Here is a 13,201-nt window from a genome sequence, read left to right as displayed (position 1 = left end):
TCACGCTTCCACATCCTGCAACGTGGCAATTTCACCCAGCGTTACAGGCTTTAGCGGCGGGCGAATATTAAAGAAGCGCACATCACCCACTGGTAAATTGTTCACCTCCGCCACTAGCGCCTGAACCGAATAGCCGCATTGTCGCCCCTGGCATGGCCCCATGCCGCACCGGGTTGCTGCTTTAACAGCCCCGACATCGGGGGCCGAAGCACGGGCAGCTTCGCGAATGCGCCCGGCGGTTACTTCTTCACAACGGCAAACAACAACATCATCGGCAATCGGTGTTTGCGGCGGTGTATAAAGTGCATCCAGCAGCGGACGTAACGCCATTGCCCGTTTGCGCCCGTCGTCAAGGGCGGCTTCACGGCGCAGCTTTTCGGCATCAATGCCGATATTTAAAAACCGGGCAATCCCAAGGCCTGCAATTTCACCCGAAACAGTTGCCACCTTCCAGCCCCCAATGCCACCGGCATCCCCGGCAACAAAAATACCTTTGCGGCTGGTTTCGCCCCATTGGTCAACACGCGGCGCAAAGTATTTTTGCTGGTCATTCCAGTCATGATCACATCCCAGCGCCATGGTTTCATGAATACGCGGCACAACCCCTTCATGAACCAGCAACACACCAACATCGCGTTTACGGGTTTTGCCGTTACTTTCCCATTCGATCTGGCGTAGTTGGCCGTCACCCGTGGCACGCAAATTACGAGTATTGCGGACCAGTTTGCCGCTGCGCCGTAATTTCCAGATCCAGCGCAAGCCTTTCATCAATCCGGGGAAATCGCGCCATGCGGCGGGTAAATGTGAAAGCGCTTTCAGGGACGGTTTTTGCGATGTGTCGATATAACCGGCAACCTTACCGCCAAGCTCCAGCAACTGGGTGGCATAAAGCAATGGCAACGGCCCGGCCCCCGCAATCCAGACATCCCCTTCAGGCAACATTCCCCCGGATTTCAGCAAAATCTGGGCGGCACCAACGGTCATCACACCGGGCAATGTCCAGCCCGCAAAGGGAACCGGGCGTTCCTGTGCCCCGTTTGCCAGCAATATTGCCTTTGCGGTGATGCAACGGCTTTTGCCTTCGGCTGTCAAAAAAACTTTCCAGCCGTCTTCAATTTGCCAAACCTGGGCGGCGGGCTGATAATCGATACCAGCAGCATGAAAGGCCGCTGTTGCCGATGAACCTTTCTGGTAATCCTCGCCAAGGGCCTTAAAAACCGGGCTGGTGGCATTGCGTTCAACACCGCGCCATATCTGACCGCCCGGTGCAGGCTGTTCATCGACAACACAAACAGATATGCCAAGTTTCGCCAACTGCACCGCCGCGGCCATACCCGCCGGGCCTGCGCCAATTACCACAACATCATAACTCATTGCCCAACCTCCCGGCGGCCACGCTGGCGCTCAATTCGCATTCCATCTTTCAGCGGCATCAGGCAGCCCTGCACCGATGGCACACCATCAACAACGGCCAAACATTCAAAACACACACCCATCTGGCAATAAGGCAGGCGCGTTTCGCCGCTTACCGGTGTCTGGCGCCCAACATTGGGCACCCGCAAAAGAATGCTGGCGACGGTTTCGCCGTCCCAGGCTGGCGTTTCAACGCCATTAACATAAACAGTCATATCTGCTTGTTCTTTCAAGCCTGCCATCACACTTCTAAACATGAAATCTTCCATCAGAAAAATCGGACAATTCGCTATCCAGCCGTCCATTGATCATGGCTGGGCCAACAATCGCGGCATGGGCCGCAGCCAGTGTCACCCCGGAATGGCAAACAGCGGCAAACAGGCCGGGAGCGGATTTTGATTGCGCATAAATTGGCGAGCCATCAGGCGGCAAAATTCGAAACCCGCTCCATTGCCGCACCAGCCGAACCGATGCCAGTGCCGGAATGATCCGGGTGGCCCGCCGGGCGAGCGTCGTGGCCGAGCCAACGCTAACACCGCGGTCAGATGTATGTTCCTGTGTCGCCCCGATCATGACCGTGCCTTCGGCCGTTTGGCGCAAACCGCTGGCCGGAAACGGCAAAAACGGGTCCAGACGTTCGGTTACCAGAATTTGCCCGCGTGTGGTGCTGATTTGAACATCCATGTCATGGGAATTGGCCAGATCCGGTGTCCCTAGCCCGGCAGCGATAATGACATATCGGGCGGTCAGCGTCCCGGCGGGGCCATTAACGGCAAACCCGGTTGCAAGCGGTTTCACATCCGATACCGGATGCCGAAACAATACAGACCCACCCTGCGCCGCAATGCCCTTATGCAAAGCATCAAGTAATTGAAGCGGATTGACATGACCGTCCAGACGGCAATAGCTGGCACCAGTGACTTCTGGCCCAAAAGATGCCGCAGGCACCATTTTTTCCAGATCCTGCCGGCTAAGCATGTCAATTTCAGGGGTTTTGGCAGTGCTGTTAATACGTTCGGCCAAAGCCGCACGATTTTCAAATTCGGCATCGCCCAGGCAATAATGAAACCCGCCGGGGTTTGCGTAATCAACCTGTACCTGTGCGGTGTTGGCAAGTTCATCGCAAAAGCGCGGCCAAAGCTCGGCACTTTGATGTGTCAGTCGGCGATAGGCCGGTGCGTCCGCACCTTTTCCCTGTACCCAGACCAACCCGAAATTGGCACGGGCTGCGCGAAGATCCCTGTTTTTTCCGTCAAGCACTTTGACCTTGTAACCATCCCGGGCAAGGCCGAAGGCCAAGGCAGCCCCCACAACGCCTGCGCCGATAACGATGATGTCAGCGTCCATGTTTTCCTCGTTCTTTTTCTTGCTTCAAACTAAATAGGCAGGGTAGAAAGTCAAAGTCGTTTTGTTCGGGGATATATTCAAAAAGGTTATACCCATGCGCGCACCCAGCCTGAGGCAACTTGAAGCATTAATGGCCGTGATCGAGGGCGGAACCGTCAGCCGTGCTGCCGAGATCATGCGGATATCGCAACCTGCCGCCAGCAAGCTGATCCGCGACCTCGAAGCCGATACCGGGCTGGAACTTTTTGAACGCGAAAGCGGGCGCCTGGTGCCAACCGGACGGGGGATGCGCCTTTATGAAGAGGTCCAACGCATATTTGGCGGCGTTCACCAGCTTACCCGCGCGGTAGAGGCCATTCGCCGCGAGGAACGCGGGCATCTGGTTATCGGGGCGATGCCGGCCCTTTCGGGAATGTTTTTAAGCCGCGTATTATCGGGGTTTCTGGCGCGCTATCCCGATGTTTTCATTTCTGTCGAAACCCGCAGCTCACAATTTCTAAGCGAAGCCGTGCTGTTGCGCAGGCTGGACCTGGCACTGGTGGTGAACAGTCACGAACATCCATCTGTGACGGTTGAGCACCTGCAGGCCCCGCCTATGGTTGTGATTATGCCACATGGCCATCGGTTATCGGATAAATCGGAAATCACCCCCGAAGACCTTAAGGATGAACCCTTTATTGCGCTGGGGGAATCCAGCCGCACCCGTAATCTGGTTGATGCGGCTTTTCGGCGCTACAACCTTCAGCCCAAGGTGGTTATTGAATCAACCACCATTCATAATGTGGGGGAACTGGTCGCAGCAGGGCTGGGCCTGACCATTGCCGACCCGTTATCGCTTGAATTTGCAGCAAACCGGGTAACAGCCCGGCCATTCCGGCCAACACAGATTTACGATTACCACATCATCCGGCCAGTCCGTGCGCGCAACAGCAGCCTTGTGTCTGCCTTTGTCGAAGAGGTCCACGCCGCGTCCCTGAAGGTACAACTGATTGTTTGAACAAAAAATTGCCCCGACCACGATAGACCTGCCTTGCAGAACAATCGGTGGTCGGGGCAACTGCCAACACGGTAATGGCAGAAAACCTGTTACCGGCTTAAAGTTGTCAGCTCTGTTATCGGCGGTGCAAGGTTAAGCGACCCTTTTAATTCAACACCGTAATCAAGGGCGGTATTGCGCGCCCATACCTGCATCAGACTAAATAGCGGAACCGAACAAACCTGTTCCGAGATTTTCTTTTGTGCCGCCGACCAGTATTTTAAACGTTCATCGTCGGTTGCAGCTTTTTTGGCGGCAGTAATGTCGGCATCACCTGCGTCACAATGGCCAAAGTTGGTAACGGCGGTTGGTTTGCCAATCGCGGCATCAGAATGATAAAACTGGCTAAGATAGCTATCGGCGACCGGATAGCGCGCCGCCCCGTAAAACACCAGATCGCTTAAATCTTTGCGGATCTGTTGATGATAGGTGGGGTGATCGACAACATTCATTTGCAGATTGATGCCAACCTTTGCCAATTGCGCCTGAATAACTTCCATAATCGGCTTTTGCGCCGAATTTGAAGACACCACCGCTGTCAGGTTCAAACCATTTTCAAATCCGGCTTCAGCCAGAAGTGCTTTTGCTTTGTCGGGGTTATAGCTATAGGCCCAGCTGCAATCTTCGCCCAAATAGCCAACCGGCACCACCGAACAGCCCTTGCGCGCAATACCGGAACCTACAAATTGTACAATCTGGTCAACGTCAATGGCATCGGCGATCGCCTGACGCACCTTGATATTATCCAGCGGCGCATGCGCCCGGTTGATAAACAAGGTGCGGAACTCGCCGGGGGCAAAGATATCAACGTTGGTATTGTCCCAGAACATGGCCTGGTCCACCCAGTGACGTTCACGCTGACCATAAATCAGGTCCAGTTCGCCAGAGCGAAAGGCAAGTTCGCGGCTGGAATCCGACGGTATAAAATCCGCGCGGATACCATCAATTAACGGCGCCCCGCGAAAATAATCGGCAAAGGCCGTTAGGCTGACCGATTGCTGGGTAAGGGCCTCATCAAACTTGAACGGTCCCGTGCCGACAGGATTACGCTGAAAATCAGCCCCCAGTTCTTGCGCAGCCTTTTTGCTGATGATGTTGCCGCCATGATAATTTGCCACCAGCCCCAAAAAGCCCGGTACCGGTTCGCGCAAGGTGATGCGAACAGTTTGCGGATCCAGTGCCTCGATGTTCTCAAACGCGGCGTAATCGCTGGCATAGGATGATGTTTCCGGGTTTTTGGCCCGGTTAAAGGAAAAGACCACGTCATCGGCACTCAGGGTGCCATATCCCTTGTGGAATTTAACATTTTCTTTCAAATGAAACGTCCAGACCAGCCCGTCTTTTGACGTTTCCCAGCTTGTTGCAAGGTCTGGTTCGATCCGTGCCGGGTCAGCACTTCCCGGTGCAAAACGCACCAGCCCGTTAAACATCCACGATACCAGCGCCACATCCTGTGTTGCGGTCGCACGGTCTGGATCCAGGGTGGAATAGTCTGCGGCGGCAAGACCAACCCGCAATGTTTCGGCGATAGCCGCGTGTGAAACGGCCCCGACAGATGCCAGTGAAAGCGCTGCCGTGACGATAAGTTTGACCCCTAATGTTTTTCGCATATTTGCCTCCTGATTTTTTTTAACAGCCCGGATTAAAAGGCCATCACATATAAGTGTCAAAGTCGATATTTTGGGTATCGTATCACAAAAGGTTATAGCCGATTGCGAGAGTTCAGCCCTGTACCCTCGCATCACCCAGCTTCAAAATCGTCGTGCCAATCCACTTGGTCCCAGTTTAGGTCACCCCAAAATTCGCGATATTTTCGCTCAGAACAAATCAGTTCAATCAAAATGGTTGCCGAGGGCGCTTATAGTGTCCGATGCCGTCCAAACCTGCAAAACCCCGCCCAAGCCGATATAGCAAGAACCGGCATCAAGCAGGGTATTTTCATAACGCAAACCGATATTTACGAAGAAATGCGGTGTATGTTTCACCCTCAACACCCCTATAACCTGCACCCTGGCGCGCACCAAACCAACAAAGACGCGTCTTGTCGCCACCGGCACCCAAAAGTCGTGCCGCCCGCCCCCGGACGGCACGAAAACCAAACGACGACTATACCTGCCAAAGACTGGCCACGGCTTAATCGCGTTTAAAGCCATCCCGCACAAGGCGCTTCAGTGTGGCAATGTCATTGATCGCAAGAACATCCAAAAGGTTATTGTCCTGCTTGAAATCACGTTTGTAACAAGCCGCAAGGATGGCAGCACCAGCCTGATGCAACGGCGCATCCACCCCGGCAAGACGTGCAAGATAAAGAGTTGGCACCAGACCAAACGGCACATCCTCCAGCACGTATCGCGTCGTAATATCTTTTGGTCCGATCGGGTCAGTCCCGCGTGCGACCTGCATTTGATAAAGATCAGACGTGCTTTTGGGCTTCAGGCCCGATGCAAGACAGAAATTTTCAAGCTGGCTTCGCATCTGCTTGCCAAAGGCCTTGGCAATTGCCAACCTTTCACCATCAAGCGCCTCAAGGAAATTACCAACCTTGTCCGTCATGTTGGTGTTCTGGTGCCAAAGCTCGCCCTTTTCAATCCGGGTAAGATTACACAATGCAATGGCAAGGTGGCTTTGCGGGTTCAAATTGCTTAGCGCAATTGTCAAAAGATCATCCTGTAACGTAAACCGGTCCCCAAACAGCGCGACACACAGGTCTTTGGCCTGCTCCCCGCCCTCGGCCGGTATCACTGCCATATCAACATTGCTTCGTAACGCACCAATACGAAGTTCAGTTGCCACATGCGGCGACTTTGCCGTTAAGGCCGTCGTGCTCCAGACAACAATGGGGATTTGCACCTCGCGTTCGGCCAGCTTTTTAGACAGATAAAGGGCCGCAAATGACAGATGCCCGCTCATGATTAACGTATGACGCGCTTCAAGACAGGGAATTATCACATCAAGAACCATGCGGTGCCCGTTAGCCGGAAGTGCGAGAATAATGATATCATTCTGCGCAAGTTCGTTTGCACTGGTGCAATATGCCAGATTAAAACTGCCTTCAATTGCCCCGCTGACCGTCAACGGGGCATCCGCAGGAACAAGCTGCGCACTTTTTCCCGATGGCGACCACATTTCCGGCGTCATGCCCCGTTGCGTTAAAAACGCAAAATACCCTCTGGCAACAAGCCCGGCCCCGACAATACCAACATGCATGATTATCCACTTTCACATCATTACAAACAGACCCATAAACTGGGAAAGTTCGCGCCATAAAGTCAAAGTCGATAAATTGCGCCAGGCATTCTGAAAAGTTATAGGAGCTTAAAACAACGCAGCCCGCCTTGCTGTTTTACGGCCCGGCAACACTGCGAAATTGAGGGTGATCATGAATATCGAAAACCAGCGTTTCCAATTTTTATCGAACAGCGCAAAAGTTCCGCAAAAAGTAACCGTCACCGGGTGATAATTGCTGCCATCGCGCACAACCCTCTGTAACAATTATTTCGTTACCGCTCGCACGACGCGACTTGAAACAGCTGTTCCGCTTGGCACTGAATTTTGATTCGGTCAAAAGTTCTTTCCCGCCCAGCGCGATTTAATTTGATGTCAAAGCATCTTTTGGCACTATGTCGCGGCATTCCCGTAAAACAATTATTATTTTAAATCAATATGTTGTGTAAAATATCAGGATTAACCCTCACCCCTTGGGTTGTCAGGAACGATGTTGTCGTGCAACCTTAACAATCGTTCTACGAATGTGGTGTAACGATTATACGGTTGTCGAGGGGTGGAACAATTTGCGGTGCGCGACGTTATTGCGTTGCTTGAACTGCAAGATGCGCATCTGCCCCGGAAACATCCGGCACCATTATACGGGTATAAAACAGGTCATTTAAGGGGGGACACAACCACACAACCGTTTCGGTTTATCACGGCCCGTTTCCAATCTGCCAGATGCAGGTATCGGGGCCGCCAAATGACCATACCCAAAAGGGTTCGCCCACCAGAACAAAACAACAAGGGCCGAACCAACCGGACCAATATATTTTAAACACAAAAAGGAAATCGGGGATGACTGACCCACTTAAACATTTGACCGACCGTGTCAAATCACACGGCCTGAACCGCCGCGAATTTATCGCCAGTTCAATGGCCGCCGGTCTGACACTTGCTGCTGCGACCAGCCTTTATTCCAAAACCGCCAAAGCCGCCGAACCCAAACGCGGTGGCCATTTGAAACTGGGCCTTCAGGGCGGCTCCGCCACCGACATTCTCGATCCGGCAAAATCACAATCGCAATTCACCTTTGTTGCCGGTCGCAACTGGGGCGACACGCTGGTTGAAAGCCACCCGGAAGACGGCACGGCCGTTCCCGCCCTGGCTGAATCCTGGGAAGCGTCGGAAGATGCCGCCACCTGGACCTTCAAGATCCGCAAGGGCGTTCAGTTTCACAACGGCAAGGAAATGACGATTGACGATGTCGTCAAAACCCTGCACCGCCACACCGATGAAAAATCGGAATCCGGCGCACTTGGTATTTTAAAATCGATCACGAACATCAAGGCCGATGGCAATGACCTTGTCGTCACGCTGACCGAAGGCAATGCCGACCTGCCGTTGCTTTTGACCGATTATCATTTGATCATTCAGCCGGGCGGTGGCATTGACGACCCCAATTCAGCCGTCGGCACCGGTCCTTATACATTGGCCAGCTTTGATGCCGGTGTGCGCGCCACGTTTGAAAAGAACAAGAACGACTGGCGTTCGGATCGCGGTTATGTTGACTCAATCGAAATGATCAGCATGAACGATGCCACCGCCCGCATTGCGGCATTGTCATCGGGTCAGGTTCATTTTATCAACCGTGTTGATCCCAAAACGGTCAATCTGCTCAAACGTGCGCCTACTGTTGAAATTCTCAACACATCGGGTCGCGGGCATTATGTGTTCATCATGCATTGTGACACCGCACCGTTTGACAATAACGACCTGCGCCTGGCCCTTAAATACGCCATGGACCGCGAAACCATGGTCCAAAAAATCCTCGGCGGCTATGGCAAGGTTGGCAACGATTTTCCGATCAACGAAACCTATGCCCTGTTCCCCGAAGGCATCGAACAACGCACCTACGACCCCGACAAGGCCAAATTCCATTACAAAAAATCCGGCCATGACGGATCGGTTCTGTTGCGCACATCCGATGTTGCCTTCCCTGGTGCGGTCGATGCCGCTGTCCTGTATCAGGAAAGTGCCAAAAAAGCCGGTATCAATATCGAAGTCAAACGCGAACCGGGTGACGGCTATTGGTCCAATGTCTGGAACGTCCAGCCATTCAGCACGTCTTACTGGGGCGGTCGCCCGACCCAGGACCAGATGTATTCCACCGCTTACCTTTCGACTGCCGACTGGAACGACACCCGCTTTAAACGTGCAGATTTCGACAAACTTCTGCTCAGCGCGCGGGCCGAACTTGACCAGAACAAGCGCAAGGAAATGTATCGCGACATGGCGATGATGGTGCGTGATGAAGGCGGCCTGATCCTGCCGATGTTTAACGATTTTGTAAATGCCTCGACCAAAAAGGTCAAAGGCTACGTTCACGATATCGGCAACGATATGTCGAACGGTTTTGTCGCCACCCGCGTCTGGCTTGAAAGCTGATTGCTGCGGCGAAACATCAACCGCTGTTTCGTAATACGCCTGATTGGGAACTGCCGGGGCATCCCGGCAGTTCCATTAACTGATTTCGCCTGATCGGAAACTTGCGACGGGTCGGTTCGCTGGCAATTGCAGCTGCGCGGCAAATTCCGTTGCACCATGTGCCAAACCGTTACGCGCCACACCATCAACCGTCACCTGGCTCACCACCGGGTTGATAAACGATACGTGCATGCCGTCCCGACTTCCCGCTCAGGCTCTCATCAAGGAGAGATCACCCCATGGATACTGCCATGGATGACGGCCAACCTGGCCGTCGCAGTTTAAAACAGCGTTATCCGCTTACCGTCCTGATCCTGCAAAGGCTGGGGCTGAGTGCCGGACTATTGCTGGCCGTTTCAATGTTGATTTTTGGCGGTGTCGAGGCATTGCCCGGCGATTTTGCCCAAACCTATCTGGGGCAGTCCGCCACCCCGCAAGCCGTCGAAAATATCCGCTCCCAGCTTGGTCTGGATCGCCCGGTTACCACCCGCTATTTTGAGTGGCTGGGCAATGCCGTGCAGGGTGATTTTGGCAAAAGCTGGGCCAGCGGCAATTCAGTTTCCGAACAAATCGGCAAGCGTTTGGGAAACTCGCTGTTCCTGGCGTTTTGTGCCGCCATCATATCGGTCCCCCTCGCCGTCGGGCTGGGCATGGTTGCCGTTCATTTTCGCGACCGCATCCCCGATCGCATCATCAATATCATCTCGCTCGCCGCCATATCCTTGCCGGAATTTTTCATCGGCTATTTGCTGATCCTGTTTTTCTCGGTCAAATTCGGTGTCGCCAGTTTCCCGGCCACGGTTTACGACGGCATGGCGTTTTCCGACCGCCTGTCGGCCATTGCCCTGCCCACCGCGACCCTGGTGTTTGTGGTGCTGGCCCACATGATGCGTATGACCCGCGCCGCCATTATCAGCGTCATGTCATCGGCCTATATGGAAACCGCTGAACTTAAAGGTTTGGGCGCGTTTAAAACCATCATTAAACATGCGGCCCCCAATGCCATCGCGCCCATCGTCAATGTGGTGGCCTTGAACCTGGCATACCTTGTTGTTGGCGTTGTCGTGGTCGAGGTGGTTTTTGTTTATCCCGGTATGGGCCAATATATGGTTGATGCCGTTACCGTGCGTGACATGCCCGTTGTGCAGGCTTGCGGCCTGATATTTGCCGCAGTTTACATCCTGCTCAACATGGTTGCCGATCTGATCGCCATTATTGCCAACCCGAAACTGAGGCATCCGCGATGAGATTACGTGAAATCCCCCTTACCGCCTGGATCGGTATTTTTGGCATTTTACTGGCGTTTTTCTGCGCCATTTTTGCCCCGCTGATCGCGCCGCACGGCGAACGCGAAATTGTCGGCGATATCTGGCTGGCCGCCGACAGCCAATACTGGCTTGGCACCGATAATCTTGGTCGCGACCTTCTGTCCCGCCTGATCTTTGGCGCGCGCACCACTTTGTTTGTCGCCCTTGCCGCGTCGGTGCTGTCTTTTTCCATCGGCATTTTCCTCAGCTTTACCGCCGCCGTCTCGCGCGGCATCATTGATCAGACCCTGTCACGGTTTAACGATTTGATGATGTCGATCCCGACGCTGATTTTTGCCCTGGTGGTGCTGGCTGTGCTGCCGCAAAGCCTGTGGATTTTGATCGTCGTTATGGCGGTTCTTGATTCCACCCGGGTCTATCGTCTGGGCCGGGCCGTCGCGTTGGATGTTGCCGTGATGGAATTTGTCGAGGCCGCCAAATTGCGCGGCGAAGGAAAAATGTGGATCATTTTCCGCGAAATCCTGCCCAATACCCTGACCCCGCTTTTGGCCGAATTTGGCCTGCGGTTTGCGTTCTCAATCCTGTTTCTGTCCACCCTGTCGTTTCTGGGGCTGGGTATTCAGCCGCCCGCCGCCGACTGGGGCGGGATGGTCAAAGATAACAAGGATGGCATCATCTTTGGTATTTCCGCCGCCCTTATTCCCGGCGGGGCCATTGCCGCGCTGGCAATTTGCGTGAACATGGTTGTCGACTGGCTTTTGAAACGGACATCAAGCCTGAAGGGAGGCCGCGGGGATGGTTAATATGTTATCGGTACGCAATCTTCAAATTGGCGCCACGGTGTACCCGCCCGGTGAAAACCCCAAGGACATCACCATTGTTCATGGTGTGTCGTTTGAACTGGAACGCGGCAAGGTGCTGGGCCTTATCGGTGAATCCGGGGCGGGTAAATCCACCATCGGCCTTGCCGCACTGGCCTATGGCCGCGGTGGCGTGCGCATCACCGGCGGCGAAGTCCTGCTGGACGGCGAAGACATTTTGAAGGCTGATAAAAAAGGCATTCGCCAACTGCGCGGAGCAAAGGTGTGTTATGTTGCCCAGTCCGCCGCCGCTGCCTTTAACCCGGCGCATAAACTGGGCGATCAGGTAATAGAGGCCACCCTTGAACATGGCCTGATGACGCGCGAAGAAGCCCGCGAACGCGCCCTTTACCTGTTTAAAATTCTTGGCCTGCCCGACCCGAATAATTTTGGTGACCGTTTTCCCCATCAGGTTTCCGGCGGGCAGTTGCAACGGGCCATGACCGCAATGGCGCTGTGTTCCAACCCGGAACTGATTGTCTTTGACGAACCAACCACCGCGCTCGACGTTACCACCCAGATCGACGTTCTGGCGGCCATTAAAAACGCGATCGAGGAAACCGGCACAGCCGCGCTTTACATCACCCACGATCTTGCCGTTGTCGCCCAGATATCGGACGACATTATGGTTTTGCGCCACGGTGAAACCGTGGAATATGGCAGCGTGCAGCAAATCATTGAAAACCCGCAGGAAGAATATACCAAAGCGCTGATTTCAGTCCGCCAAACCAAACAGCGCGAGGCAAAGGACCAGTCCAATGCCCTGCTGTCGGTGGATAATATTTCAGCATCCTATGGTAACGGGTTTAAGGTGTTGCACGATGTGTCGCTCCATGTGCCGCGCGGGCAAACACTGGCGGTTGTTGGTGAATCAGGTTCGGGTAAATCCACCCTTGCCCGCGTCATTACCGGGCTGTTACCGCCCACCGATGGCACCATCACCTTTGGCGATGAAATCCTGCCCAGTCACCGCAAAAAACGCACCCGCGACCAGTTACGCCGGGTGCAATTGATCTATCAAATGGCCGATACCGCCATGAACCCGCGCCAGACAGTCGGGCAAATCATTGGCCGCCCGCTGACATTCTATTTCGGCCTGCGTGGTAAAAAACGCAAGGAACGGGTGCAGGAACTGCTTGATGAGATTGAAATGGGATCCGGCTTTTATGACCGCTATCCCGCCGAGCTTTCCGGCGGGCAAAAACAACGTGTGGCGATTGCCCGCGCGCTCGCGGCCGAACCGGAACTGATCCTGTGTGATGAACCAACATCGGCGCTCGACCCGCTGGTCGCAGAAGGCATTCTCGATTTGCTAATGCGGTTGCAGGCCGAAACCAGTGTTTCGTATCTGTTCATTACCCACGATATTGCCATTGTGCGCGCCATTGCCGATTCAGTTGCCGTAATGTTGCAGGGCAAGCTGGTAGATTTTGGCCCGCGTTCCAGTGTTTTATCGCCCCCGTTCGACGATTACACCGATCTTCTGTTAAAATCGGTGCCGGAAATGGAACTGGGCTGGCTGGAAAAAGTTCTCGCCACCCGCCGCATGGAAAGTGCCGGCAACTAATCTCGCGATTTTCCCC

The 13,201-nt window shown here is 54.1% G+C and carries 11 protein-coding genes; 5 read left to right on the top strand and 6 right to left on the bottom strand.

Annotated elements, in window-relative coordinates:
• From TMES_RS14450 to TMES_RS14440, 3 genes are read right to left on the bottom strand one after another with little or no spacing between them, the layout of a single operon-like run.
• A complete protein-coding gene (locus TMES_RS14450) occupies window positions 1–1,374 on the bottom strand; it encodes an FAD/NAD(P)-dependent oxidoreductase (RefSeq protein WP_085583764.1) in 1,374 nt (457 codons plus the stop codon).
• Complete coding sequence (locus tag TMES_RS14445; RefSeq protein WP_085583942.1) at window positions 1,371–1,670, bottom strand: (2Fe-2S)-binding protein; 300 nt, start codon at window positions 1,668–1,670, stop codon at window positions 1,371–1,373. Before TMES_RS14445 ends, TMES_RS14450 begins: the two co-directional genes overlap by 4 nt.
• Entirely contained in the window at window positions 1,663–2,760 is a 1,098-nt protein-coding gene (locus tag TMES_RS14440) for an NAD(P)/FAD-dependent oxidoreductase (RefSeq protein ID WP_085583762.1), read from the bottom strand. Before TMES_RS14440 ends, TMES_RS14445 begins: the two co-directional genes overlap by 8 nt.
• 94 nt (window positions 2,761–2,854) lie before the next feature.
• Between TMES_RS14440 and TMES_RS14435 the strand changes: the two genes are divergently transcribed.
• A complete protein-coding gene (locus tag TMES_RS14435) occupies window positions 2,855–3,757 on the top strand; it encodes a LysR substrate-binding domain-containing protein (protein WP_085583760.1) in 903 nt (300 codons plus the stop codon).
• 89 nt (window positions 3,758–3,846) lie between these two features.
• Here the strand turns inward: TMES_RS14435 and TMES_RS14430 are convergent, their stop codons facing one another.
• Together TMES_RS14430 and TMES_RS14425 are read right to left on the bottom strand one after the other, a co-directional pair.
• Window positions 3,847–5,406 carry an ABC transporter substrate-binding protein gene (locus tag TMES_RS14430; RefSeq protein ID WP_085583758.1) on the bottom strand — a complete coding sequence of 520 codons (1,560 nt, stop codon included), beginning with the start codon at window positions 5,404–5,406 and terminating at the stop codon, window positions 3,847–3,849.
• Window positions 5,407–5,929: 523 nt separating this feature from the next.
• Window positions 5,930–7,003, bottom strand: coding sequence for an NAD/NADP octopine/nopaline dehydrogenase family protein (locus tag TMES_RS14425; RefSeq protein WP_085583756.1), 1,074 nt, complete (start codon window positions 7,001–7,003; stop codon window positions 5,930–5,932).
• 858 nt (window positions 7,004–7,861) lie between these two features.
• Here TMES_RS14425 and TMES_RS14420 point away from each other — a divergent pair.
• On the top strand, window positions 7,862–9,451 hold the full coding sequence (locus tag TMES_RS14420; RefSeq protein ID WP_085583754.1) for an ABC transporter substrate-binding protein: 1,590 nt from the start codon (window positions 7,862–7,864) through the stop codon (window positions 9,449–9,451).
• A 75-nt stretch (window positions 9,452–9,526) separates the two neighbouring features.
• Here the strand turns inward: TMES_RS14420 and TMES_RS22800 are convergent, their stop codons facing one another.
• Window positions 9,527–9,682 carry a hypothetical protein gene (locus tag TMES_RS22800; RefSeq protein ID WP_158091242.1) on the bottom strand — a complete coding sequence of 52 codons (156 nt, stop codon included), beginning with the start codon at window positions 9,680–9,682 and terminating at the stop codon, window positions 9,527–9,529.
• Window positions 9,683–9,729: 47 nt separating this feature from the next.
• Here TMES_RS22800 and TMES_RS14415 point away from each other — a divergent pair, with 47 nt between their 5' ends.
• The 3 genes from TMES_RS14415 to TMES_RS14405 are packed head-to-tail and all read left to right on the top strand — an operon-like array spanning window position 9,730 to window position 13,185.
• Window positions 9,730–10,737, top strand: a complete 1,008-nt coding sequence (locus tag TMES_RS14415) for an ABC transporter permease (RefSeq protein WP_085583752.1) — start codon at window positions 9,730–9,732, stop codon at window positions 10,735–10,737.
• Window positions 10,734–11,561: an ABC transporter permease gene (locus tag TMES_RS14410; protein WP_085583750.1), complete on the top strand. Its 828-nt coding sequence runs from the start codon at window positions 10,734–10,736 to the stop codon at window positions 11,559–11,561. The genes TMES_RS14415 and TMES_RS14410 overlap by 4 nt, the downstream gene beginning before the upstream one ends.
• On the top strand, window positions 11,554–13,185 hold the full coding sequence (locus TMES_RS14405; RefSeq protein ID WP_085583748.1) for an ABC transporter ATP-binding protein: 1,632 nt from the start codon (window positions 11,554–11,556) through the stop codon (window positions 13,183–13,185). Before TMES_RS14410 ends, TMES_RS14405 begins: the two co-directional genes overlap by 8 nt.
• Window positions 13,186–13,201: the final 16 nt, after the last annotated feature.

This window comes from Thalassospira mesophila, from assembly GCF_002115755.1.
Lineage (GTDB): Bacteria > Pseudomonadota > Alphaproteobacteria > Rhodospirillales > Thalassospiraceae > Thalassospira > Thalassospira mesophila.
This window is presented reverse-complemented; position numbering and strand designations above follow the sequence as displayed.

What these genes read in the sequence shown, in the direction of transcription:
- TMES_RS14435 (WP_085583760.1), top strand. Translation starts at nt 2,855, where the DNA reads ATGCGCGCACCCAGCCTGAGGCAACTTGAAGCATTAATGGCCGTGATC.
- TMES_RS14405 (WP_085583748.1), top strand. Translation starts at nt 11,554, where the DNA reads ATGGTTAATATGTTATCGGTACGCAATCTTCAAATTGGCGCCACGGTG.
- TMES_RS14425 (WP_085583756.1), bottom strand. Translation starts at nt 7,003, where the DNA reads ATGCATGTTGGTATTGTCGGGGCCGGGCTTGTTGCCAGAGGGTATTTT.
- TMES_RS14430 (WP_085583758.1), bottom strand. Translation starts at nt 5,406, where the DNA reads ATGCGAAAAACATTAGGGGTCAAACTTATCGTCACGGCAGCGCTTTCA.
- TMES_RS14445 (WP_085583942.1), bottom strand. Translation starts at nt 1,670, where the DNA reads ATGTTTAGAAGTGTGATGGCAGGCTTGAAAGAACAAGCAGATATGACT.
- TMES_RS14415 (WP_085583752.1), top strand. Translation starts at nt 9,730, where the DNA reads ATGGATACTGCCATGGATGACGGCCAACCTGGCCGTCGCAGTTTAAAA.
- TMES_RS14420 (WP_085583754.1), top strand. Translation starts at nt 7,862, where the DNA reads ATGACTGACCCACTTAAACATTTGACCGACCGTGTCAAATCACACGGC.
- TMES_RS14410 (WP_085583750.1), top strand. Translation starts at nt 10,734, where the DNA reads ATGAGATTACGTGAAATCCCCCTTACCGCCTGGATCGGTATTTTTGGC.
- TMES_RS14440 (WP_085583762.1), bottom strand. Translation starts at nt 2,760, where the DNA reads ATGGACGCTGACATCATCGTTATCGGCGCAGGCGTTGTGGGGGCTGCC.
- TMES_RS14450 (WP_085583764.1), bottom strand. Translation starts at nt 1,374, where the DNA reads ATGAGTTATGATGTTGTGGTAATTGGCGCAGGCCCGGCGGGTATGGCC.
- TMES_RS22800 (WP_158091242.1), bottom strand. Translation starts at nt 9,682, where the DNA reads ATGCACGTATCGTTTATCAACCCGGTGGTGAGCCAGGTGACGGTTGAT.